This window comes from Bradyrhizobium sp. UFLA05-125, assembly GCF_059803515.1.
The window spans coordinates 164280-187995 of the sequence record NZ_JBANBJ010000001.1; the positions used below are offsets into that span (position 1 = coordinate 164280).

The window sequence follows — 23716 nt, forward strand, 5'->3', positions numbered from 1 at the left end:
CGCGGAGATCAACGTCCGTCGGGCGTGCGCACGCCGCCCCAGCTATCGCGCACCTGCTGGTAATGCACGCTGGGATCGTAGACGTTGGTCTTGAGGTTCATCACCTGCGGCGACAGGCGGCCGACTGCAGCGAGCACGTTGTAGGATGCGACGACCCGATCGTGTTGGGCATTCACGAGAGCGATGCGGGCATTGACCAGGGCCTGCTGCGCATTGAGCACGTCAAGCGTGGTCCGCTGACCGGCCTTTGCCTCTTCGCGTACACCGTTCAACGCAATCTCGGACGCGGTCACCTGCGCCTGTGCTGACTGCACCTGCGCTTTGGTCGCCACCAGATTGCCCCACCACTGCACGGTCGTCGCACGGCTCTGGTCGCGGGTCACCTCCAGGTTGAGACGCTGCTGTGCCAAGTTCTCCTTGGACTGCCGGATCAGCGAATATTCGGCGCCCCCCTGATAGATCGGCACGGACGCCTGTGCGATGGCGGAGGCGGTAGTCGTTCGATATAGCGTCAGGGTCTGCTCAAAGGACTGAGTGACCCCAGCCTGCAACGTGATCGTCGGCAGCAGCGCACCTTCGCTGATCTTGACCTGGAGATAGTTGACGTCGATGCCGTACATCGCCGACGTGACGCTGGGGTTTTCGACCAGGGTGAGCTCAACTGCGGATGGAAGTGTCGCGGGCAGAAAGCGATCGACCGGCGCACCGGGTGCAGGATTTACAGGCTCGACGCCGATGACCCGCCGATAATTTGCCTTTGTCGTCGTCAGTGTTGCCTCGGACGATTGCTCCTGCGTCTTGCCGGCGGCAAGTTGCGCTTCCGACTGGGCAACGTCCGTACGAGTGACCTCACCCACATTGAAGCGGTCACGTGTCTGCTTCAGCGTTTGCTCGAGCACCCGAACGTTGCTCTTCTGAACCTCGACCGCGGCTGAATCGCGCAAGTAGTCCATGTAAGTGGTTGCAGCCAAGAGCAAAACGTTCTGTTCGAGCACGCGCAGCGCCTCGCGCGCGCCGGACACCTGGCTCTCTGCCGCACGCGTTCTGTTGGCGGTCTGATTGCCGTTGAAGAGGGTCTGCGTAACCGTTAGGCCTGCGCTGCGGGGTACGCCGGTGCCGTGGATCGTCGGGCCACCCTGCAGCGGTTTCGAATCCTGATATTGATAGCCGGCGCTCGCCGTGATCGCGACCCTGGGGCGATATCCGGACAGCGCCTGTGGCACGTTTTCGTCCGTCGAACGGACCTGTGCGCGCTGCGCGTTGAGCTGCGGATTGTCCTGATAGGCGCGCACCAGCGCGCTTTCGATCGTCTCCGCCAAGGCAGGCATCGGCCCGCCGAGCGCCATCAGGAGGACCGAAACCGCAGCTCCGGTGAAGAGCTTCACCCCATGCATCCCAGAAATTCCGTTCATTCTTATCGCCGGCTCGTGCCCGCGAGCCGGGTGACCGAGAGTCGTTGCCCCCACATGCACCATATGACGGGGGCAAGCCGAACGGAACTACCCGATGGTTGTTGGCAGCGGAAACTCTTCACGTGCAGCATCCGTGCCACACTTCTGATTCAGAACGGTAATTTTTAACGGGTTCCACCCCTTCAGAAGACGAAGGCGGGCGTCCGCGCCAGACCGGGAAGGATCGGCGCTGCTGCGTCGAACAGCGCGCGGTAGCCGAATTCGCCGTGGGCGCGGGTCACGATCATGGCCCGCTGGGGCATCGTCTCGGCCGACACGCCGACCAGCCGCCCGCCCTCCTTGAGCTGCTCGAAGAGCGCACTGGGCGTCACTTCGGTCGCTCCGTTCAGGATGATCACATCGTAGGGGGCAGCCGCCGGATCCCCATCCCCGCTGGGCGCCGCAGCGCACGCCACATTCGCAAATCCCTGGGCGGCCAGATTGCTCTTCGCTTTTGCGGCAAGCGCCGAATCGCTTTCGGTAGCCGTGACTTGCGCCGCGAGCCTGGCAGCAAGGGCTGCGACGTAACCGGTGGCGCAGCCGACCACCAGGACGCGATCAGCCTCGCCGATCTCGGCCGCCTGCAGCAGCTTGGCGGTCAACGCCGGCTTGATCAGATACCGCTTGGCCGATCCGTCTTCGGCCACGTCGAGATCGAGGTCGAGATAGGCCAGCGCCTGCCGGCTTGCGGGCACGAAAGCCTCGCGGGGAATCGTGAGCATGGCGTCGAGGATGCGGCGATCGGTGACGTCACTGGTGCGCACCTGGCCATCGACCATCTTTTGGCGCGCGGTCGCAAAACCGGACATTGGGGAACCCTGGAATGCGGACGGCGCCGCGTGAAAACGTGGCGGCATCTTTGGAACATGCCCTGCCAAAACGCAACATGGCGATTGCCCGAAGGCGGCAGCCCCGGGGCCGATCAATATAGGCCTGGCGCCTTGCGCCCTATTCGATCGCGACGGCGAGCCGGCCGATCAAGGCCGCGACTTCATCGAGCCGGGTCGAATCGCGGGTCTCGACCACGCGTGCCAGCAGCGCGAGGCATTCGTCGTCGCTGAGATCGGGGATGTCGGTGGGCAGAATCGAGGGGACCAAATGGGGACGGTCGACCTGAACGTTCGGCATCGGAATCAGCTCCGCGTAAGCCCGGTGTCAGGGAACCTCGATTTGAATTGAGTCGATTTGGCGTCGTTCCGATGTCGGCACGGCAGACAATGTGCACGTCCGCGTGAACAGATTCGCGCTCCGGCACAGCGCGCGCGGCAAGACATTGAAGTTGATGAGAAATTTGGCTCCCCGGGCTGGATTCGAACCAGCGACCATCCGATTAACAGTCGGATGCTCTACCGCTGAGCTACCGAGGAAAAGGGCGAACCAACGTTCGCGCGCGGCTGCGTATAACAAAGCCTCCGGCGCTTGCAAAGGACGAATTCGTCACATCCTCGCCATCATGAGGAAGGGCACTCGTCCCCTTCCCGCCGGTCCCTGCCACGGACGCGAACGCGCCGCGATGCGACGCTCACTCCGCAATGAAGGAGGTCGTCTTGGTGCCGGGGTCGTAGCGCAGCCTCAGCACGTTGAACTTGCAGAGGTTGACGTTCTTCCACAGCACGGACTCGTTGTAGTTCTGCCAGTCGACGCGGATGTTCCAGACGCATCCTTCGTCGTCTTCGTCGAACTCGACATAAGTGCTCGCCTGGTTCTGCAAGGTCTTGTCGAGCTCGTTGTCCCATTCGTCCAGACCATCGTCCGGCGAATTGAAGCCGAGAAACTTGATGGCGTAGCCGGTCTCGTTGACGACGGAGACGTTGCGGGAATCCGCAGCCTGCGATGGCACGGCTGTGACCGAGAGACCGAGTGCAATGAGTGCAGACAGAAAATATTTCATGAGAGCCCCAATGAAAAAGAACATCCGGCGCCTGCACGTCATCGGTGCAGGTACCGGGGCATCAATAACGTTGCCTTGCAGGTATCGTCCGGAGAGCGATCGAAAGGGTCAACACACGATCGACCTGCACTCCGGAACGGTACGCGACGCGAGAAGCGCACGGCCTGTTCTTATCGACTAGGACTCACGTCAGCAATGAATGGGCATTCATAGCCCGCGCATTCACAGCCTACTCTGCCGCGTCGGTTGTCTGAGGTGCGGGCACGCTTCCCGCAACCTCGATCGCAGCGCCATTGCTCTTGCCGGTGACGGCACTGACCAGCGCCTTCACCGGATCCTCGCCTGGTGCAAAACCGCTCTGGCGCAGGATTTCGTCGATCATCGGCCGCAGCGCGTGCACCTTCAACAGCTCGCCGGCGAGACCTTCGCCGAAGCCGGCATTGCTGCCGCTTGCGCCGTTGCCGCCGAACGCGCCGCCGGTGTGCAGGATGCGGACGTCCTTGATGTTGGCGATCGGCTTCACCATCTCGGCGAGCGCCGACGGCATCATCTCGATCCGCTTCTTGGCGATCTCGAAGTCGATGACGTTGCTGCCGAGCTTGTTCTGCGCCTCGTTCTTCATGGTGATCACGGCCGCCTCCGCTTCACCGATGTTCTTGACGCCGACCGCCTTGATCTTGTTGGCCTCGGCTTCCGCGCTGGCGAGCGTCTTGGTGGCCTCGGCGCGATCGAGCGCGGCCTTCTTCTCGGCTTCCGCCGCAACGATCAGCTCGGTCGATTTGCGTTCGGCCTCGGTGCGGGCGGCGAGCACCTGGGTCAGGCGAGCACGGTCGGCGACCTCGACCGCGCGCGCGGTCACCACCTTTTCCTCCGCGGACACGGCTACGGCTTCCGCTGTCTTGGCTTCGGCGACCGCCTCCGAGGTCTGCTTGCTCTTGGCCGCGATCTGGATCTCGTTCTCCTGCGTTGCGATCTGGATTTCGCGCTGCGCGTCGGTCTTGCGCTTGTTGATCGCGAGATCGGATTCGATCACCGCCGTTTCCTTGATCTGCTTGGCACCGGCCTCCTTCTCGGCGACCGCGCGATCGGTGTCGATGCGGGCGTTCTCCTCGGTCAGGCGCGCGGTCTGCGTCGCGGTGGCCACTTCGGCGCGGGTGCTTGCGGTCTTGTTGGCGATGTCGCGCTCCTGCGAGAGCTCGGCTTCCTTCTTGGTCCGCTCGATCCCGAGGGTCTGCTGCCGCGCCTCGAGGTCCTTTTGCGCAATCGCCACCTCGTTGTCGCGCACGATCGCGTTGCGGTCGCGTCGGCGGGTCTCGGTGATGGTCTTGAGCTGGGTGAGCCCCTCCGCGTCGAAGAAGTTTTCCGGGTTGAAGAACTTGACGTCGGTCTGGTCGAGTTTGGTCAAAGACACCGACTCCAGTTCAAGGCCGTTGGACTTGACGTCGGACTCCACGGTCGCCTGCACGTGCTTGACGAAATCGCTGCGCTTCTCCTGCAGTTCCAGGATGGTCATGGTGGCCGCCACCGAACGCAGGCCGTCGACGAATTTGGCTTCGACCTGGTTGCGCAGGGCTTCGGCGTCATTGGTCAGCGCGCCCAGCGTCTGGCTCGCCAGCGCAATGCTCTCGTCGTCGGGGCGGACGCGGACATAGAACTCGGCGACGATGTCGACGCGCAGGCGATCCTTCGTGATCAGGGATTCCCGCTCCTTGCGCTCGACCGTGAGCCGCAGCGTCTTCAGGTTGACGCTGGCATAGGAGTGGAAGATCGGCAGGATCATGGCGCCGCCGTCGAGCACCACCTTCTTGCCACCCAGGCCGGTGCGGACGAATGCCTCGTCTCGCGTAGCGCGCTTGTAGAGGGTGGTGAACACAATGCCCAGGACGACGATCAGCGCAACGCCGATCATGGCCGGGACTGCGATGTCAAACATGAATATCTCCGCTAATTGTTTTGCTGATTGCTTAGAGTGGGTTTGGATGGTTTGAGTTCATCGTCGGCTTTCACCGCCAAAAAGCGGGTGCCGACGCGATCGACCAGCAGGACGAGGCTTCCCTGCGCCAGCGGCTCAGACGAAGGCGCCGCGACCGCCCAGACGAAATGCCGGTTGCCATAGACGTCGGCGACGCTGACGCGGCCAGGCGGGCCCTGGTCCAGGGGACCGATGACGACTTCGCCGACTCGACCGACGAGATCCCCGAGACCGACGGCGTAGCTTTCGTCCTTGGGAATGATTTTTGCGATGAAGCCGCTGGAGATGCGCACCAGCGGAATTGACGCGACTCCTGCGCCGAGCGAGGCGACGCTCGCCGGCAAGGGGCCGGCGACCATCCGCGCAATATCCTGGATCAGGAAGCCGGTGATCGAGAAGGCACCGAGCAGCAGCAGCAGGAAGATCAGCAGCGGCACGCCGCCGAGATTGATCCAGGAGATCGCGTTGATCACGCCATTGTCGCTGGGGTGACCGAAATCGATATTGGTGCCGAGCATCTCGCTGAGGGAGGCCCCGACCATCATCGAGACCGCCTCGACCGAGCCGACGATCACGATCATGGCCGCCGCGATCGCGAACGGCCTGACCTCGGGCGCCATCACATGTTCGAGCAATGTGCTCATGGCCGCGAACTCAGGAGCGCGTCTTCAACCGCGCGAGCCTCGCCGCAATCTCCTTGTCGCGATGCAACGCGCTGAGCTCGTCGATGTCGCTCGAGAACGCAATGCCGGCCGGCACGCCGGTGGCCCGCGCCACCGCCCTGCCCGCGCGCAGCGCCTTTGCTGCGGCCGAGTTGCCGGCCTGTTTTTTCGACGTTGCGGTCGAATGTGTGCCGGCGGCGGCCTCGCTCTTCTCGAGATCGGCGCGCCGCTGCTCGGCATCCTGGAGGGCGGAGAGCACCGCGCGCAGCGAGGTCACGCATTGCTCGATCTTCTCATTGTTCTCGTCGATCGCCCGCGACAGCACCTCGAACTGCGCTTCGAGGTCCATCTGCCGCGCGATGCCGGCGCGGGCGAGGTCGTCACGGCTGTCGTCGATCGCGCCCTGGATCTTTGCGGCAAGGTCGGTCATCGCGCGCTCGATCTCACTGCGCCGCGCGTTCAGCCGATATTCCTCGGCGCGCGCCGAAGCGAGCGCTTCGCGGGCCTCGTTCTCCGCGTTCTCGATCTCGCGGATGGCCTGGCCCACGACCTTCAGCTTGTTCTTGCCTTCGGCCTGCTCGATCGCGTCATAGGCGATGCCTGCGATCAGGCGTCCAACCCGGGACAGGAAGTTCTCGGGGGCGGCAGCGATGGTATCCATGGCATTCTCCTCCTCTGGCAGATTGTTCGGCGTGACGCCGTAGTGAATTTCAAAACCGTCGTCGCTGCGGATCAGATGGGCGGGCACGCTCTGGCCCCAGCCCTCGGCATAACCGACATAGTCGAACGGCACGCTGAAGCGCCCCTGCACGGTGGCGATCGAGATCGTGGTCGGACCCTTGAGCTTGGCAAGTTTGTCGTCGAGCGGCAGCCGGCGACCGCTCGCCGCGCGATAGTCGGCGCGGTCGCGCAGGCCCAGCGTCACCAGGCGTGACGGCAGGCCGGTCTGTTTCCGGATCGCATCGTAGGCGTGGGCATGCAGCAGCACGACGTTGGAGCCCACATTATGCGTGCGAGCAACCTCATCGAGGATCTCCATCATGCGGTCATAGGCCTCGAAAGTCGCCTCCAGTGCGGCTTTGACGGCCGGCTCAGGGGCGAGCCTGTAGCGCAGCGAGGATGGCGCTTGTCGGGGCGACGGGCTCATGGAAAGCACTAAAGCACCATTTTGGTGCTTTACAAGGGGAAAGGCCGATCACGTTCCACTGATCCTTATGCACTGTATTGGTTAGTCGCCGTCGGTACGGGCGGCGTTCAAGGTTGTCTGGTCACCGATAGATCACTGCGGATCAAGACTTCTCGCACGCGCCGGTTGCAATTTTCATCGAAATGCGACCCCCCGGGGCACGGCCACGCACAGATTGTCCGCAGCATATCCACAGGGCTACCGTGCCGATTCCGTCTGCGTGTGAGCTAACTTGCTGCGCACAAATCCACAGGTCGCCGGTTCAACCGCCCGCCTGCTCGAACACGGCGCGGCAGGCCTCGCTCAGGCTCGCCTTGTTGCGGCGCAGGCACGCGGTGATGGCGCGGACGTTCGGGATCTCGCCGGCGCAAAGACGGTAAACGTCGGGGGTGCAGGCCCGGCGTTGCTCGGGCGTGCCCTGCGCGTAGGCAGTTGATGCAAACAGCGTCAGGAACAATCCGAGAGTCGAGGCCCGACGCGCCCGGCTCTTCACGCCTGCGAATTTCAGGAACCTCGCCTTCATCATTGCGTCTCCTGTCGGCCTCACCCGTTCTGGCCTTCATTGGCCGGTGTGACGTCAGGCTTACGGGAAAGAAAGTTCTGAGAATGTGATCTCTTTCACACTGGCGGCTCGGTGGAACCGCCTAGGTTCCGCGCCGGTTTTCTTTAGGGAATCACTAACCAAACGAGCGCCGATCGACGGGTCGATAAAATTCGATCGATCGGCTCAATTGGGAAAAAAGCCGGTTTTGCGATTTTGCCCGTCGGGAATGGCCCGGAGGGTGCGATGAGCGAAGCCGAATTCAACTTGCTGCTGGATGCCGTGCGGGCCGCAATCGAGCCCGCGCCGGAGGAGGAATTCGTGCCCCGCTCGTGGAAATTCGACGCGCCGCTCAAAGCCGCCAACGACAACGAGGGAACTTGGCCGCTGCTGCCGTTTCCGGATGGCTGGTACGCCGCCGGCTGAGCGCGACCTCCCGGGCTCTTCTCTCTCGCTACGTCTGTAAGAACAGTCGGTCGCCGCCTGGCATCTGGCGGAGACAATCAGTCAACTTTCAGTGCCCGACTGGTCGTCCGACTGACGCGGGTCCCTGACCGGACCGGTGGACGGAAAGATGCTCTCATAGATCGCGCGGGCTTCCCGTATCAGACGGGCCCGTTCGATCTCGGACTTCGGAACAAATCGGACGATCTCGCCCACGTGCTCTCCAGGATTCTCGACTTGATGATTCGTCAGCTAGGTGATGCGATCTTCATGCCAAGGCACATGAATCGCGGCAAACCGCCACCCCGGACAAATCCGGGTGACTTCTGAGCCATCCCATTATCGCGAACCAGAGATGCGCGTAAACCGGGGCTATTTATGCTGGGAAATCAGGAGCTTGTGATGGAGGCCACGACCAGAATTGAACTGGTGTAAACGGTTTTGCAGACCGCTGCGTAACCACTCCGCCACGTGGCCCCGTAAGGCCGGACTGATATAGGGGATCAAGGACTTAGGCAACCGCCTTCATCCGACTTCCCGATCAGTTGTGGAAGGTCGTCCAACTTGCGGTGGGGAGCCGCTTACCCAAGCATCTGCGCCAGCTTGATGCTTGCACAGATGATCATCCCCCACAGCGCGAAATTGATCTCGATCGCGGCGAGCATGAGCGTTCTTCCCTGGTCGCACCACTTTAGCCTGTAGTGCTCAGTGTCTACACTCGCTCAGCCGTGCCAAGGGTTCCAGTCCATAATTTCCATTTTTCGGCTGAGCTCGCCTTGGTCAGGTCACAAACGCGAACAAGCGCGATTCAAGGTTCAACGCAGGCTGGATCACGCCCTGCCCTCGCCGGCGACAGCCAGATATTGGCCGAGGATGTCTTCGGTTGAACCCGCAGCGGCGATCCGTCCCTCGCGCAACAGGATCGCGCGGTTGCAGGTGTTCCTGATGAGATCGATATCGTGCGAGGCGAGCACGAGGATACCGGCGCGTGCCACGATCGCATCGAGCCGCTGGCGCGCTTTCCTGCGGAACTGCTGATCACCGACGCCGATCCACTCGTCGAGCAGCACGACCTCACCTTCGATCGCGGTTGCCACCGCGAAGATCAGGCGCAGAATCATGCCGCTGGAATAGGTGCGCAGCGGCAGGTCGAGCCGGTCGCCGAGCTCAGTGAACTCGGCGATCTCCGCACGCCGCGCCTCTATCTCGCTGCGCCGCGCTCCGATCACCAGCCCGCGCCGCAGGATGTTCTCGTAACCGGTCGCCTCCTCGTCAAAGCCGGCGGCGAGATCGAACAGCGACAGGCAGCGGCCGCAGACATCGACCGTGCCCGCGGTCGGATGGTAGATGCCGGCCAGCACCCTGAGCAGCGTGGTCTTGCCGGCGCCATTGGCGCCGATGATGCCGAGCCGGTCACCAGCGCGGATATCGAGATCAACGCCGTTCAGCGCGGAGACAATGTGCGGGCGCGGTGCATTGCCGGCCTTGCGCAGCGTCACGGCGCGCACGAACCGGCTGCGCAGCGAGCGGTCGCGAAACGACAACACGGGAAATGTAACTGAGACATTGCGCAGCACGATGTGGGCAGCGGAGCTCATGGCGCGCACCTAGAGCCAGTACGCCACGCGATGGCGGTATCTCGCGTAGCAGCCGAGGCCGATCATCGCCATGGCGAGCGCGTAGAGCGATCCGAGCAGCCATTGCGCCGGATCGGCCGGCTGCGACAGAAGCGGCTTGCGCACGAGATCGAGCAACGTCGCGAACGGATTGACCCGCGTCAGCCAGTGGAAGGCGGTGCCGTGCACCGCATCCTCGGTCCAGATGATCGGCGTGAGGAAGAAGACGAATTGCAGGCCACTGACGATCGCCGATCCAATATCGCGAAAGCGCGCGCAGAGCAGACCGAGCGCAGTCGCACCGCCGACCAGCGTGACCAGCAGGATCGCAAAGCCGGGAACGGCGAGCACAAGGGTCCAGTGCAGCGGCCAGGGCATCACGACATAAAGCAGACCGACCAGCAGCAGATGGTGCAGGAAGATGACGACGTTGCGCGCCGTCATCTGCAGCACGTGCACGATCAGCGGCGCCGGCACGGCCTTGATCAGATGTCCGGACGCCACGAAGACGTTGGAGCCTTCCTGGAACGTCGCGGCGATCAGGGTCCAGACGATCAGGCCGACGGCGAAGGACGGCAAGAAGACAGCAATCTCCTGCTTGAACAGCGTCGCATAGACCAAGCCGACGCTGGCGATCGTTGCCGCGAGAGTCAGCGTGATCCAGAGCGGGCCGATCACGGTGCGGCGATATCGCAAGGAGATGTCCATCAGGGCGAGCGTGCCCCAGCGATCGAAATGCGCGCCTTGCCGGACGATTTCCCTGGCCGCAGCCTGAATGCGACTTCCCATCCCGCTCCTGGCTTTCCAACGCTAGGCCCGATCACGGGATGGCAATATGCCCCCCGCGTCTCTATCTGCCCGCTCCGGAGCGGGCAAGCCCTCGGCGCTGGCAATCAGCCGCGGCGGCTGCGGCGAAAATCGCGCCGGCGGCCTCGGCCTGCCGGTTTTGGCGCATATTCAGGCGTCGCCGCCAGCACTTTACGATAGCGTGTTAACATCCGTTCAAAACTCGCATGCAGCGTCTCGGCAATATCCGGGCGCTGCTGGAGGCTCGCGAGCATCATGGCCGCAGCCTCGATGGTGGCGAGCCCGTCGCGCCGCGGCTCACGGCGCAAGCGCCCATAACGTGAGGGGGCCGCGGGATTGAGGATCACGCGCTGGCACTTCAGCATCCAGGGATTGCGCCACCACAGCGCCTTGGCCTGGCTCCAGGTGCCGTCGAGCAGCACGACGCCCTCAATCCTGTTCAGGATGGCGCGCTGATTGTCGGCGATCTCGCCCTTGCGCGTCAGCGCAATGATGTCGGCGTCGCTATCGAGATCGGTGGCGCGCGCCGATCCGAGATAGAGCACCGCCCAGCGCGCGGGATCGGCGACGGGCCGTCCGAGCGCCTTGGCAAGGCTCGGCCATGACAGCCCGACCCGCACCGTCGCATCGGCAAAATGCCGTGCCGTCAGCCGCGCAGTACCGAGCGCCCTGTCCTGCTCCTGCGGATGCTGAAGGACCAGGAGCGCGATGCGGCTGTCGAGCGGCGTGACGCTGTCGCAGATGCACAGCGGCATCGGCTTCTGGCAGTGCGGGCATTCGGCGACGGGCTCGGAAGCTGCGGTGGTGACGTCAGACGGGTTCGACATCCAGCCGCTATACGCTTGGCCCAAGGCTTCAACAACCGTTATTGCCTTCAACAACCGTTATTCCGCAGGCGCGTGCACGGCACCCGGCTCGGAGCGGCGGCGCAGGCGATCGATCAAGAGATAGATCACCGGCGTCGTGTAGAGCGTCAGGATCTGCGACACGAACAGGCCGCCGATGATGGTGATGCCGAGCGGGCGGCGCAGTTCCGTGCCTGGCCCCGTTGCGATGACCAGCGGGACGCCGGCGAACAGAGCTGCCATCGTCGTCATCAGGATCGGGCGGAAGCGCACCCGGCATGCCTCGAAAATCGCATCCGCCGACGACAGGCCGCGCTGCCGCTCGGCGTCAAGCGCGAAGTCGACCATCATGATGCCGTTCTTCTTGACGATGCCGATCAGGAGAATGATGCCAACGAAAGCGATCACTGTCAGCGGCGTGTTGGTGATCTGGAGCGCGAGCAGTGCCCCCAACCCCGCTGATGGCAACGTCGAGATGATCGTGAGCGGATGGGCAAGGCTCTCATAGAGTACGCCGAGCACGATATACATCGCGACCAGCGCCCCAAGGATCAGCAGCGGCTGCCGGCCGCTGGTCTTGGCGAAATCGCCGGCGTTGCCGTCAAAACTGCCGCGAATGCCTTCGGGCATGTGCAGCTCCTCGACCGCACGCTGGATGTTCTGGGTCGCGACCTGGAGCGGCACGTCCGGCAGGAGGTTGAACGAGACGGTCGTCGAGGGAAACGACTGCGAATGGAACACCGCAAGCGCCGCGAGCCCGCGCTGCGCGCGCACCACGGCCGACAGCGGCACCTGTGTATCATTGGCCCCGGCGACATAGATGCGTTCGAGATTGGACGGATCGACCTGGAATTTCGGATCGGTCTCCAGCACGATCATGTACTGGTTGCGCTGGGTGTAGATGATGGAGATCTGCCGCTGCGCGAATGCGTTATTGAGCGCATTGTCGATGTCCTGGACGCGCACCCCGAGGCGCGAGGCGGTCTGACGGTCGATGGTCAGCGTGAGCTGCAATCCGCCGGGATCGCGATCACTGGAGATGTCGGTGATGCCCTCGACCGTCTCCATCCGCTTGGCGACGATCGGCGCCCATTGCTGGAGCAGGTTGAGATCGGTGCTCGACAGCGTGTACTGGTAGTCCGAGTCGCTCTGCCGCCCGCCGGCACGCACGTCCTGGGCCGCGAACATGAAGAGGCGGATGCCGGGCACGCGAAACAGCGCGCGGCGCAGCCGGTCGATGACCAGTTGCGTCGCGACATAGTCGCGCTCCTCCGGCGGCTTCAGGCTGATGAACATGGTGCCGCGGTTCGACGTGGCCGGGCCCGGCCCTCCGCCGCCAAGCACCGAACCGATGCCGGCCACGGCGGGATCCGCCATCACGATGTCGGCCAGCTGCTGCTGCAGGCCCAGCATCGACTGGAACGAGATGTCGGCGGAAGCCCGCGTCGCGCCGATGATGAATCCGGAATCGTCGGTCGGGAAATAGCCCTTCGGGACCTTGGCGTAGAGCGTCACCGTGAGGGCGATGGTGGCGAAGAAGACCATGAGCGTCGAGAGCGGGAATTCAAGCACGGCGCGCAAGGTCCGCGCGTAGAAATTGACGATCCGCGACAGCGAGCCCTCGATCACGCGGTCGAACAGCGTGGCCGTCTCCGACGTGGTCTGCCGGATATATTGGGCGCAGATCATCGGCGTGACCGTGAGCGATACCAGCGTCGAGACCACGATCGCAAAGGTCAGCGTCAGCGAGAATTCGCGGAGCAGCCGGCCAACGATGCCGTCCATGAAGATCAGCGGCGTGAACGCCGCAACCAGCGACAGGCTGATCGAGAGCACGGTGAAGCCGATCTGCTTCGCCCCCTCCTGTGCCGCCTGGAATGGCCGCATGCCGTGCTCGAGGTTGCGGAACATGTTCTCGATCATCACGATGGCATCGTCGACCACGAAGCCGACCGAGATCGCAAGCGCCATCAGCGAGAGGTTGTCGATCGAGAAGCCCGCAAGCCACATCCCGGCGCAGGTGCCGGCGAGCGCCAGCGGCACCGAGATGCCGGCCGCGATCGTCGGCGTGATCCGCCGCAGGAACACGAACACCACGACCATGACCAGGATCGCGGTTGCAAGCAGCGTCCATTGCATGTCCCGGACGCTGGCGCGGATCGTGCCGGTGCGATCGACCAGGGTGGAGATCTCCACACCTGCCGGAATCCACTGCTTGAGCTCGGGGATCAGCGCCTTGACGCGGTCGACGGTGTCGATGACGTTGGCATCACCCTGCTTGGTGATCTGGATCAGCACCGCGGGCTGCTTGTTGAACCAGGCTATGGAGCGCGCGTTGCGGACGGAATCCTCGATGTCGGCGACGTCGCCGAGACGGACGAAAGTTCCATTCCCGCTCTTGATGACGATGTCGCGGAATTCCTTCGCGGTGCGCATCTGGCGGTTCAGCGCCAGCGTCTCGCTCTGGCGCTCGCCATTGAAAATGCCGACCGGGCCGAGCGGATTGGCATTGATGATCGCGGTCCGCACGTCGTCCGTGGCGATGCCGGCATTGGACAGCGCGACCGGATTGAGCTGGATGCGCACCGCCGGCTGATCCGCGCCGCTGATGGTGACATTGCCGACGCCCGGAACCTGCGAGATCCGCTGCGCGATCACGGTGTCGGCGACGTCATAGATGGCGGCGGTCGAGATGGTCTTGGAAGTCAGGGCCAGCACGTAGACGGGTGCTGCGGCGGAATTGGCTTTGCGGAAGCGCGGTAGCGCCGGCAGATCGCTCGGCAGATCCACCAGCGAAGCGTTGATCGCTGCCTGTACGTCGCGCGCGGCCCGATCGATGTCGCGGCCGATGTTGAACTGCAGCTGGATGTTGGTGTTGCCGAGCGAGCTCGTCGAGGTGATCTGGTTGATGCCGGCGATCTCCCCCAGGCGCCGCTCCAGCGGCGCGGCGACGGTTGCCGCCATGACGGAGGGGTCGGCGCCTGGCCGGCTTGCAGACACGAAAATGGCGGGGAAGTCGACGTTGGGCACCGACGAGACGGGCAAGAACTCGTAGGCCACGACACCCAGCAGGAACAGCCCGATCGAGAGCAGCGTCGTGGCGACGGGCCTGCGGATGAAGGGCTCCGAGATCGATGCCATCTCACATCCCCTCGGTTGCGCCCGCAACCGGCGGCCCTCCCGGCTCGACCGGGGGCAGCGCGCGCTCGAGGCGGCGGTTGATCCGGTCGAGCGCGAGATAGATGACCGGCGTGGTGTAGAGCGTCAGCAACTGGCTGAGTAGCAGGCCGCCGATGATGGAGATGCCGAGCGGAAAGCGCAGCTCGGAGCCGGTGCCGCTCTCGATCGCAAGCGGAAGCGCGCCAAACAGCGCCGCGAGCGTCGTCATCATGATCGGGCGGAAACGCAACAGGCAGGCCTGGACGATCGCTTCCGTCGGCGCCATTCCCTGCCCGCGCTCCGCTTCCAGCGCGAAGTCGATCATCATGATGGCGTTCTTCTTGACGATGCCCATCAGGAGGATGATGCCGATCAGGCCGATGACGGAGAGGTCTTGCCCGCACAAGACCAGCGCGAGGATCGCGCCGACGCCGGCGGACGGCAGCGTCGACAGGATCGTGATCGGGTGGATGTAACTCTCATAGAGCACGCCCAGCACGATGTAGATCGTGATGACGGCAGCGAGCAGCAGCCAGGGTTGGCCGGCGAGCGCCTTGGCGAATTCGGCTGCATCGCCCGCGTAGACGCCGACGATGTTGCCGGGCATGCCGATGCGGGTCTCGATCGCCTTCACGGCCTCGACCGCGTCGCCGAGGGCGGCGCCCGGCGCCAGGTTGAAGCTGAGCGAGACCGCCGGGAATTGTGCCTGGTGCGAGATCGCGAGCGGCGCCGTGGTGCGCGTGAGCGTCGCCACGGCCGACAGCGGCACTTGGGCGTTAGGGGCGCCGACGGTGCTGCTGGCCGAGCCCGGCAGATAGAGCTTCGACAGGATCGACGGATCGCGCTGGTACATCGGCAGCGCCTCCAGCACCACGCGGTACTGGTTGGCCTGACCGTAAATGGTGGAAATCTGCCGCTGCGCGAAGGCATCGTTCAGGGTGTCGGTCACGGCCTGCAGGTTGACGCCGAGCTGGCCGGCGCGGGTCCGGTCGACGTCGAGCTGGGCGCGCAAGCCACCCTCCTGCGCCTCCGAGGACACGTCGCGGAACAAGGGATCGCGCCGCATCTCCGCGACCAGCTTGCGCGACCATTCCGAGACGGATGCCGCGTCGGTGCCGGTGAGCGTGTACTGATACTGCGAGCGGCTCGACTGCGTCGAGATCTGCACGTCCTGGACGGGCTGGAAGTACACGGTCATGCCGGGGATCGCGGCGACCCTGTTCTTCAGCCTGTCGACGACCACGCTGACGTCGTCGCGCCGCTCGCCGCGCGGCTTGAGCGTCATGACGAGGCGCCCGACATTGGTGGTCGGGTTGACTGAGCCCGCTCCGATCACCGAGACGACGCCGACCACGTCGGGATCGGCCTTGATGGCATCGGCGGCTTCCGTCTGCCGCTTCTGCATCTCGGCGAAGGAAACGTCGGGGCCGGCTTCCGTTACGGCCGTGATCGAGGCCGTATCCTGGAGCGGCAGAAAGCCCTTGGGCGCGACCACGTACAGAGCCAGGGTCGCGATCAGCGTGGCGAAGGTCACGACCAGCGTCGCGCGCTGATGCTCCAGCACCCATAGCAGGCTGCGGTGATAGAAGCCGACCGTCCAGTCGATGAACCGGCTGATGGCGGCGAGCCCCGGCACCGCAAACTCCTCGTGCGCGTGCTTGAGGAGGCGCGAGCACATCATCGGCGTCAGGGTGAGCGAGACCACTGCCGAGGTCACGACCGCGATCGTCAGCGTCAGCGCGAATTCGCGGAACATCCGGCCCACGAGGCCCGACATGAACAGAAGCGGGATGAAGACGGCGATCAGCGATACCGTCAGCGAGATCACGGTGAAGCCGATCTCGCTCGCGCCCCGGAGCGAAGCCTGCATCGCGCTCTCGCCATTCTCCATGTGGCGGACGATGTTCTCGATCATCACGATGGCATCGTCGACCACGAAGCCGGTGCCGATCGTCAGCGCCATCAGCGACAGGTTGTCGAGGCTGAAGCCTGCGAAATACATGATGCCGAAGCTCGTGATCAACGACAGCGGCAGCGCGACGCCCGCGATCACGGTCGCGCGCAGCGAGCGCAGGAACAGCAGCACGACCAGCGTCACCAGCACGACGGCGAGGATCAGCGTGAACTGCACGTCATGGACTGAGGCGCGGATGGTGACCGTCCGGTCCGAGACCACGGTCAGGTGCACGCCGGCCGGGATCGCGCGCTGGACCTTCGGAATCTCCGCCCGGATCTGGCTGACCACATCGATCACGTTGGCGCCGGGCTGGCGCTGGATGTCGATGATCACCGCCGGCGTGCCCTGGTACCAGCCACCGGTCCGGTCGTTTTCCAGGCCGTCGACGATCTGCGCGATATCCCCGATGGTGACGGGCGAGCCGTTGCGGTAGGCCACGATGATCGGCCGGTAGGCATCGGCCGCGGCGATCTGGTCGTTGGCCGCAATCAGATAGGACTGCTGTGCGCCGTCGAGCGAGCCCTTCGGCCCCGAGACGTTGGCATTGGAGATCGCGCTGCGCAGATCCTCCATGGCGATGCCATAGGCAGCCAGCCGCGCGAGGTCGGCCTGGATGCGCACAGCCGGTTTCAGCCCGCCCAGCACCGAGACGCGGCCGACGCCGGAGATCTGGCTCAGCCGTTGCGCCAGGATCGTATCCGCGATGTCGCTCATCACCCGCAGCGAGATCGTGTCGGAGCGCAGTGCGAGCGTCATCACCGGCGCATCGGCCGGGTTCACCTTGGCGTAGGTCGGCGGGTAAGGCAGCGTCTTGGGCAGAACGCCGGCGGCTGCGTTGATCGCAGCCTGCACGTCCTGCGTCGCACCATCGATGTCGCGGTTGAGATCGAATTGCAGCGAAATCTGGCTGACGCCGAACGAGCTCGTCGAGTTCATCGCCGACAACGACGGGATCTGGCCAAGCTGCCGCTCCAGCGGCGCGGTAATGAGCGAGGCGATGACGTCGGGGCTCGCGCCGGGCAGCTGCGTCGTTACCTGCACCGTCGGGAAGTCGACCTGCGGCAGCGCTGAGACCGGAAGCGAAAAATAGCCGAGCGCGCCGCCGATCAGCAGCGCGATGCCGAGGAGCGAGGTCGCGATCGGCCGGCGAATGAAGGGTTCGGAGACGCCCATGACGCGATCAGTCCGTCGAGGTCGGGGTCATGGCTGCTTCGCTCCACTGCCCGATGAATCTGCCCCCTGTGCCGGTCCGGTCTGGCCTTTCTGGTCGCCCTCACCGCTTTGCCGCTTGGCGCGGCGCTCGCCATCCTTGCCTTGTCCGTCCTTCGCCTGTGCGTCCTTGGCTTGCCCATCCTTGGCTTGCCCATCCTTGGCCTGCCCATCCTTGGCTTGACCGCCTTTCTGGGCATCCGGCGCGCGGGTGCGCTTGCGCGGCGCAAGATCCGCAGACGGCGTCTGGTCGTCGCGGCCGACGATCACCTTGGAGCCGTCGGAGAGATTGGCAAAGCCGGTCGTGACCACGCGATCGCTCGGTGACAGGCCGCTCGCGATCACGGCGTCATGCTCGTTCTGCTGCGTCACCGTTACCGGCTTGGCCGAGACGATATCGCCCTCGCCGATGACATAGCTGAAGGTTCCGATCGGTCCGCGCTGCACGGCCGATGTCGGCACCACCAGCGCTTTCGGCAGCGTTTCGACCTTGAGGCGGACATTGACGAACTGCCCCGGCCAGAGCTGATAGCTGGCGTTGGGGAATTCCGCCTTGAGCTTGAGCGTGCCGGTGGTCGGATCGACCTGGTTGTCGATACCGGTCAGCTTGCCGGTGTCGATCACCGTCACACCGTCATTGCCGAACACGTCGACCTGCAACGTGCCCTTCGACGCGGCAGCGTTGACGCGCATGATCTGCTGCTGCGGCAGGCTGAACCACACTGCGATCGGCTGCAATTGCGTGATGACGACGAGGCCCGTGGTGTCGGAGGCATGGATGATGTTGCCTTGGTCGACCTGGCGTAGACCCGCGCGGCCCGAGAGCGGTGCCACGATCTTGGTGTAGCTCAGCGTTGCCGCCGCATTGTCGATCGCGGCCTGGTCGGCCTTGACCAGCGCCTCGGTCTGCGCGACCAGCGCGCGCTGGGTGTCGGCCTGCTGCTTGGAGCCCGCGTTGGAGGCGGCGAGCTGCTCGTAGCGCGTGAGGTCAATGCGCTGGTTGGCGAGCTGCGCCTGGTCCTGGGCCTTCTTGGCCACGGCCTGATCATACTGCGCCTGGTAGATCGCGGGATCGATCTCGGCGAGGACGTCGCCCTTCTTGACATCCTGGCCTTCGATGAAATTCACCGCGATCAACTTGCCGTCGACCTGCGAACGCACGGTGACGGTGTTGAGCGCGCGGATCGCGCCGACGCCGTCGAGATAGACCGGCACGTCCTGGACGCGCGGTGACGCCGCCAGAACGGGCACGGGCAGGTCGGGCCGCGCATTGCGGTCAGTCGCAGGTTTCTGGTGCCACGCGGTCCAGCCGAAATAGCCGAGCCCGCCGAGGATCACGAGCGTGATCAGCGTGGAAACAAAGCGGCGGCCGCGCCGGGACGTGCGCTTGCCCGCCTTGTCCTTCGCGCCTTCCTTCGTATCCGGCTTAAAGAGCATTGACGGGTTTCTCCATTCTCGGCTCCCAACCGCCGCCCAATGCCTGGTACAGGCTGACGATCGCGAGCAGGCGGGCAAGCTGCGCCTGCCACAGCGCATCTTCCGCCTGAAATAGTGTCTGCTGGACGTTCAGCACCGTCACGATATCGGCCGTGCCGGCGCGCAACTGCTGTTCGGCGAGATCGAACGCGCGGCGTGATGCCGCGACGACCTCGCGCTGCAACTGCAGCTTGATCGTGGTCTGCTTGATCGAATACAGCGCGTTATCGACATCCGCGAAGGCCTGGATGATCGTCTTGCGGTAGGTCTGGAGCAACTCGTCCTGCCGCGCCTTGGCGTTTTCGAAATTGCCGAGAATCTTGCCGCCGTCGAAGATCGGCTGCGTCGCGCTGCCGACGAGCTGGAAGAAGGCCGCGTGCGGCTGGAACAGGGACACCAGCGCCGAGCTCTGATAGCCGCCATTCCCGGTGAGCTGGATGGTCGGAAAGAACTGCGCGCGGGCATTGCCGATATTGGCGGTGGCAGACGCAAGCTGCGCTTCCTGTCGGCGAATATCGGGCCGCTGCGTCAAGAGTTCGGACGGCAGCCCCGGCGTGACGTGCGGGATTGCGATCTGGTTCATCGAGCCGCCCGCGATCCGCACGCTCTCCCGCGGGCGTGACACCAACACGGCCAGTGCGTTGATGTTCTGGTCGAGTGTCTGGCGGAGCGGCGGCACCAGCGCCTTCTGGTTCGCCACCACGCTCTCCTGCTGCGCGACGTCGAGGTCCGTGCCGGTGCCCGCCTTTCGCCGCTCCTTGATGGCATCGAGTATCCGCTGGGCACTGGCGATGTTGTTTTGCGCGGTGCGCAAGCGATCCTGCGAGGCCAGTACCTGGAAATAGGCGTTGGCGACGCTGGTCAGCGTGGTCAACGCCACGACGTCGCGATCGAAGCGATTGGCGTGGGCGGTCTCTTCGGCGGACTGCAATGCGTCCCGATTCTGGCCCCAGAAATCGAGCTGGTAGCTCGCGCTCATCGAGGCCGAATAGTTGACGACCTCGCGGCCGCCATTGGTGAGTCCGGAGGACGAGGAGCCGGAGGTGCGTGAATAGGTCTCCGAACCCGCGCCGGACAAGCTCGGCAGCAGGGCTGCGCCGGCCTGCCGCGCCTGGGCGTCGGCCTCGAAGATGCGCGCGACGGCGGCGGCGATGTCCAGGTTGACGGTCTGCGCCTCCTCCATCAATTGCGTTAGCTCCGCCGAGCGGAAGCCGCGCCACCAGTCGAGCGGCGGCGGCGCATCGGGCTTACCGGCGTATTTATATTGACTGGGCACGTCGAGCGCCGGATCCGGCAAGTCCTGCGTCAGCACACAGCCGGCGGAGCTCAGTGCCAGGCCAAGCGCCACCACCCTGCCCGCTGCACCCAGCAGCCGGGGTGCAGGACCGTGCGGTCGCCGGACGCCGACCATCGGGAATCTTCGGGTCACATCCACCCCCTGCCGGGCAGACGCAACTGCCACCGCGCGGCCGGATTAACCGATTCGCGGCCGGTCAGTCGGGAAATGGTCTCCGTTTCATTCACAGCGTGATGCTTTCCTGGAACTGTTCCGCATACTAGCCGGGCGTGACCGGGGCGGACAGTCCCGCAACTGCGAAGCGCGCCCCGCAAAGGGGACTTCACGAAGTCGCCAAACACGCAGGCTTTGCCTATTTCTATAGGGCTTTCTCGCATTTCGGCGTGCTCCGCGGCAGGCGGCAAGCTTACCAACATTTCATGTGATATTGTCGCCACAGCGGGATCGGGACGGCCACAGAAGGGATGCCCTCCACCGAAACCTGCGCCGCAGCGCACGGCAGCTTTTCCGACATCAAGCGACAGGGGCATCGCAGAAGCTTGGCGGCCGCCGAAACGCGCGCTTATACTGTCCATGGCTGACTGCCTGCGGGGGCGCTCTCGGGTCCAGCGAAAACCGGGATCGGCGCGGCTGCCTGAGCGGTCGGATTGTGCCAGTTCAGGTGATTCCGATGCCGAACGCGATCCCGGTCACCCCCGACAATGTCGAGACGGTCCTCGCCGACCTGCCGCGTCTGGTTCGCCTCGCGCTCGCCTTCGGCTCACGTCTGAGGCGTGGCACGCTCGACGTGATCCTGCCTGACGGCCGCGTCATCCGGCTCGGTGGCCTCGAGCCGGGACCGAATGCGGTGATGCGGCTGCACAATTACGATTTTGCGCCCCGCCTCATCAATGCCGGCGATATCGGGATTGCGGAAGCCTATCTCGCAGGCGATTGGGACACGCCCGATCTCACTCAGTTCCTCTATCTCTTCTGCGTCAACCACGACCTGATCCAGGCCATGCTCCGCGACAAGCCGCTAATGCGCTTCGCTCAGGTGCTCCGGCACTGGTTCAACCGCAACACCAGGCGCCAGGCGCGGCGCAACATCCATGCTCATTACGACATCGGCAACGCCTTCTATTCGGCCTGGCTCGATCCGAGCATGACCTACTCCTCGGCGCTGTTCGAGGAGAACACCACCGATCTCACGGCAGCCCAGACCAACAAGTATCGCCGGCTCGCCGAAGCCATCGATCTCAAGCCGGGACAGAAGCTGCTCGAGATCGGCTGCGGCTGGGGCGGATTTGCCGAATACGCGGCCAAAACCTTTGGCGCGCATGTTGTGGGTTTGACGATCTCGACCGAGCAGCGCGACTTTGCGCAGAGGCGCATCCAGGATGCCGGTCTCGCCGAGAAGGTCGAGATCCGCCTTCAGGACTACCGTGATGAGCGCGACCGGTATGACCGCATCGTCTCGATCGAGATGATCGAGGCCGTCGGCGAGCAGTTTTGGCCGAAATATTTCGCGCAGCTGCGCGATCGCCTGTTGCCGGGCGGCCTTGCCGGCATCCAGGCCATCACCATCCAGGACGGGCTGTTTCAGACCTATCGGCGCGAGGTCGACTTCATCCAGCGCTACGTTTTTCCCGGCGGCATGCTGCCCTCGCCCGCGGTGCTCAAGTCGCTGGGCGAGACGTTTGGTGTACCCGTCATCCGGGAGCGCATCTTTGGGCAAGATTATGCCAAGACGCTTGCCACCTGGCGAAATAACTTCCGCAGCGCCTGGCCAAACCTCGTGCCGCTCGGCTTCGACGATCGGTTCCGGCGGCTCTGGGAGTACTATCTGTCCTATTGCGAGGCCGGTTTCCTCTCTGGAAATATCGACGTCCGGCAGGTCGTCTTCGCAAAGCAGCATTAAGACCTTGTGCCCTCGCCTTGTGTGGCCGGAGACCCTACTTTAGGGTCTAGACGATCTCACAGAACCAGCCGGTAATTGCCTGACATGACCATAAAAAACGACGTTGTCGAAGCCATCGGCAACACCCCCCTCATCAAGCTCAAGCGCGCGTCCGAACAGACCGGCTGCACCATTCTCGGCAAGGCCGAATTCATGAATCCCGGCCAGTCGGTGAAAGACCGCGCCGGCAAATGGATGATCCTGGAGGCGGAGAAACGCGGCGAGCTGAAGCCAGGCGGCCTCGTGGTCGAGGCAACTGCGGGCAATACCGGCATTGGCCTTGCGGTCGTAGCGAGCGCGCGCGGCTACCGCACGCTGATCGTGATTCCGGAGACCCAGAGCCAGGAGAAGAAGGACTTCCTGAAGCTGTGCGGCGCCGAGCTCGTCGAGGTGCCAGCGCTGCCTTATGCCAATCCCAACAACTACCAGCATGTCGGCCGCCGCCTCGCCGATGAGCTGCGCAAGAGCGAGCCCAATGGCGTCCTGTTCGCCGACCAGTGGAACAACCTCGACAATGCCAAGGCGCATTACGAATCCACTGGCCCCGAAATCTGGGAGCAGACCGGCGGCAGGATCGACGGCTTCGCCTGCTCGGTCGGCAGCGGCGGCACGCTCGCCGGCGTCAGCCGCTATCTGAAGGAGAAGAACAAGAATGTCGCCATCGCCTGCGCCGATCCGCATGGCGCGGGGATGTACGAGTATTTCCGGACCGGCGATCCCAAGGCGACGCCCGGCGGCTCGATCACCGAGGGTATCGGGCTCAACCGCGCCACCGCGATCGTCGAGACCGCGAAGGTCGATGATGCCTTCCTCATCCCCGACGAGGAAGCGGTCAACCTGATCTACGATCTGCTCGAGCACGAGGGCCTGTGCCTCGGCGGCTCGACGGGCATCAACATCGCCGGTGCCATCCATCTTGCGAAGAGGCTCGGGCCCGGCAAGACCATCGTCACGGTGCTGGCCGATTCCGGAAGCCGCTACCAGTCGAAGCTGTTCAATTCGGACTTCATGCGCGCCAAGAATCTGCCGGTGCCGGCCTGGCTGGAGAAGCGCAGCAACATCAAGCCGCCGTTCGTGTGAGGCGCGATCGGCGGCGTAACTGCCGCCGCCCTCACCGCCCGGCCAGCTGCGTAGGGTGGGCAAAGCGACTTGTCCGCCGTAGCTCGAAGAGCGAAGGCGGAAGCGTGCCCGCCTCTTCTATCGCAGTCCTGCATAGATGGTGGGCACGGCGCTACGCGCCTTTGCCCACCCTACGATTTCACTG

The 23716-nt window shown here is 64.2% G+C and carries 19 protein-coding genes and 2 tRNA genes; 3 read left to right on the forward strand and 18 right to left on the reverse strand.

Features of this window, described 5'->3' with window-relative positions:
* Positions 1–8: 8 nt before the first annotated feature.
* The 9 genes from SO156_RS00785 to SO156_RS00825 form a co-directional block, all read right to left on the reverse strand.
* Entirely contained in the window at positions 9–1394 is a 1386-nt protein-coding gene (locus SO156_RS00785; RefSeq protein WP_458147962.1) for a TolC family outer membrane protein, read from the reverse strand.
* Between the two features lie 200 nt (positions 1395–1594).
* Entirely contained in the window at positions 1595–2260 is a 666-nt protein-coding gene (locus SO156_RS00790; protein WP_498533515.1) for a protein-L-isoaspartate O-methyltransferase family protein, read from the reverse strand.
* Positions 2261–2399: 139 nt separating this feature from the next.
* A complete protein-coding gene (locus tag SO156_RS00795) occupies positions 2400–2579 on the reverse strand; it encodes a hypothetical protein (RefSeq protein WP_458147894.1) in 180 nt (59 codons plus the stop codon).
* A 164-nt stretch (positions 2580–2743) separates the two neighbouring features.
* Positions 2744–2818 (reverse strand) — tRNA-Asn (locus SO156_RS00800).
* Positions 2819–2973: 155 nt separating this feature from the next.
* Positions 2974–3342 (reverse strand): hypothetical protein, encoded by a 369-nt coding sequence (locus SO156_RS00805; protein ID WP_498533516.1) that lies wholly within the window; start codon positions 3340–3342, stop codon positions 2974–2976.
* 229 nt (positions 3343–3571) lie between these two features.
* Complete coding sequence (locus SO156_RS00810; RefSeq protein ID WP_458147896.1) at positions 3572–5275, reverse strand: flotillin family protein; 1704 nt, start codon at positions 5273–5275, stop codon at positions 3572–3574.
* 11 nt (positions 5276–5286) lie between these two features.
* Complete coding sequence (locus SO156_RS00815; protein ID WP_498533517.1) at positions 5287–5958, reverse strand: OB-fold-containig protein; 672 nt, start codon at positions 5956–5958, stop codon at positions 5287–5289.
* Positions 5959–5968: 10 nt separating this feature from the next.
* On the reverse strand, positions 5969–7132 hold the full coding sequence (locus tag SO156_RS00820; protein WP_498533518.1) for a PspA/IM30 family protein: 1164 nt from the start codon (positions 7130–7132) through the stop codon (positions 5969–5971).
* A gap of 292 nt (positions 7133–7424) precedes the next feature.
* Positions 7425–7685, reverse strand: coding sequence for a hypothetical protein (locus SO156_RS00825; protein WP_458147963.1), 261 nt, complete (start codon positions 7683–7685; stop codon positions 7425–7427).
* Between the two features lie 264 nt (positions 7686–7949).
* Here SO156_RS00825 and SO156_RS00830 point away from each other — a divergent pair, with 264 nt between their 5' ends.
* Entirely contained in the window at positions 7950–8129 is a 180-nt protein-coding gene (locus tag SO156_RS00830; protein ID WP_458147899.1) for a hypothetical protein, read from the forward strand.
* An 81-nt stretch (positions 8130–8210) separates the two neighbouring features.
* Here SO156_RS00830 and SO156_RS00835 read toward each other — a convergent pair whose 3' ends face one another.
* The 9 genes from SO156_RS00835 to SO156_RS00875 form a co-directional block, all read right to left on the reverse strand.
* A complete protein-coding gene (locus SO156_RS00835) occupies positions 8211–8363 on the reverse strand; it encodes a hypothetical protein (protein ID WP_458147900.1) in 153 nt (50 codons plus the stop codon).
* Between the two features lie 187 nt (positions 8364–8550).
* A tRNA-Cys gene (locus tag SO156_RS00840) sits at positions 8551–8624 on the reverse strand.
* A gap of 353 nt (positions 8625–8977) precedes the next feature.
* Positions 8978–9745, reverse strand: a complete 768-nt coding sequence (locus tag SO156_RS00845; protein WP_498533519.1) for an ABC transporter ATP-binding protein — start codon at positions 9743–9745, stop codon at positions 8978–8980.
* A 9-nt stretch (positions 9746–9754) separates the two neighbouring features.
* Positions 9755–10552 carry an ABC transporter permease gene (locus tag SO156_RS00850; protein ID WP_498533520.1) on the reverse strand — a complete coding sequence of 266 codons (798 nt, stop codon included), beginning with the start codon at positions 10550–10552 and terminating at the stop codon, positions 9755–9757.
* Between the two features lie 104 nt (positions 10553–10656).
* Positions 10657–11397 (reverse strand): tRNA-uridine aminocarboxypropyltransferase, encoded by a 741-nt coding sequence (locus tag SO156_RS00855; protein ID WP_498533521.1) that lies wholly within the window; start codon positions 11395–11397, stop codon positions 10657–10659.
* Positions 11398–11454: 57 nt separating this feature from the next.
* Complete coding sequence (locus SO156_RS00860; RefSeq protein ID WP_498533522.1) at positions 11455–14556, reverse strand: efflux RND transporter permease subunit; 3102 nt, start codon at positions 14554–14556, stop codon at positions 11455–11457.
* A gap of 1 nt (position 14557) precedes the next feature.
* Positions 14558–17704, reverse strand: a complete 3147-nt coding sequence (locus SO156_RS00865) for an efflux RND transporter permease subunit (RefSeq protein ID WP_458147905.1) — start codon at positions 17702–17704, stop codon at positions 14558–14560.
* 27 nt (positions 17705–17731) lie between these two features.
* A complete protein-coding gene (locus tag SO156_RS00870; RefSeq protein WP_498533523.1) occupies positions 17732–19177 on the reverse strand; it encodes an efflux RND transporter periplasmic adaptor subunit in 1446 nt (481 codons plus the stop codon).
* Positions 19167–20627 carry an efflux transporter outer membrane subunit gene (locus SO156_RS00875; protein ID WP_498533827.1) on the reverse strand — a complete coding sequence of 487 codons (1461 nt, stop codon included), beginning with the start codon at positions 20625–20627 and terminating at the stop codon, positions 19167–19169. The genes SO156_RS00870 and SO156_RS00875 overlap by 11 nt, the downstream gene beginning before the upstream one ends.
* Before the next feature lie 556 nt (positions 20628–21183).
* On the opposite strand from SO156_RS00875, the gene SO156_RS00880 reads away from it, so the two are divergent.
* Positions 21184–22413, forward strand: a complete 1230-nt coding sequence (locus SO156_RS00880; RefSeq protein WP_498533524.1) for a class I SAM-dependent methyltransferase — start codon at positions 21184–21186, stop codon at positions 22411–22413.
* An 84-nt stretch (positions 22414–22497) separates the two neighbouring features.
* Positions 22498–23532, forward strand: coding sequence for a cysteine synthase A (locus SO156_RS00885; protein WP_498533525.1), 1035 nt, complete (start codon positions 22498–22500; stop codon positions 23530–23532).
* Positions 23533–23716 lie beyond the last annotated feature (184 nt).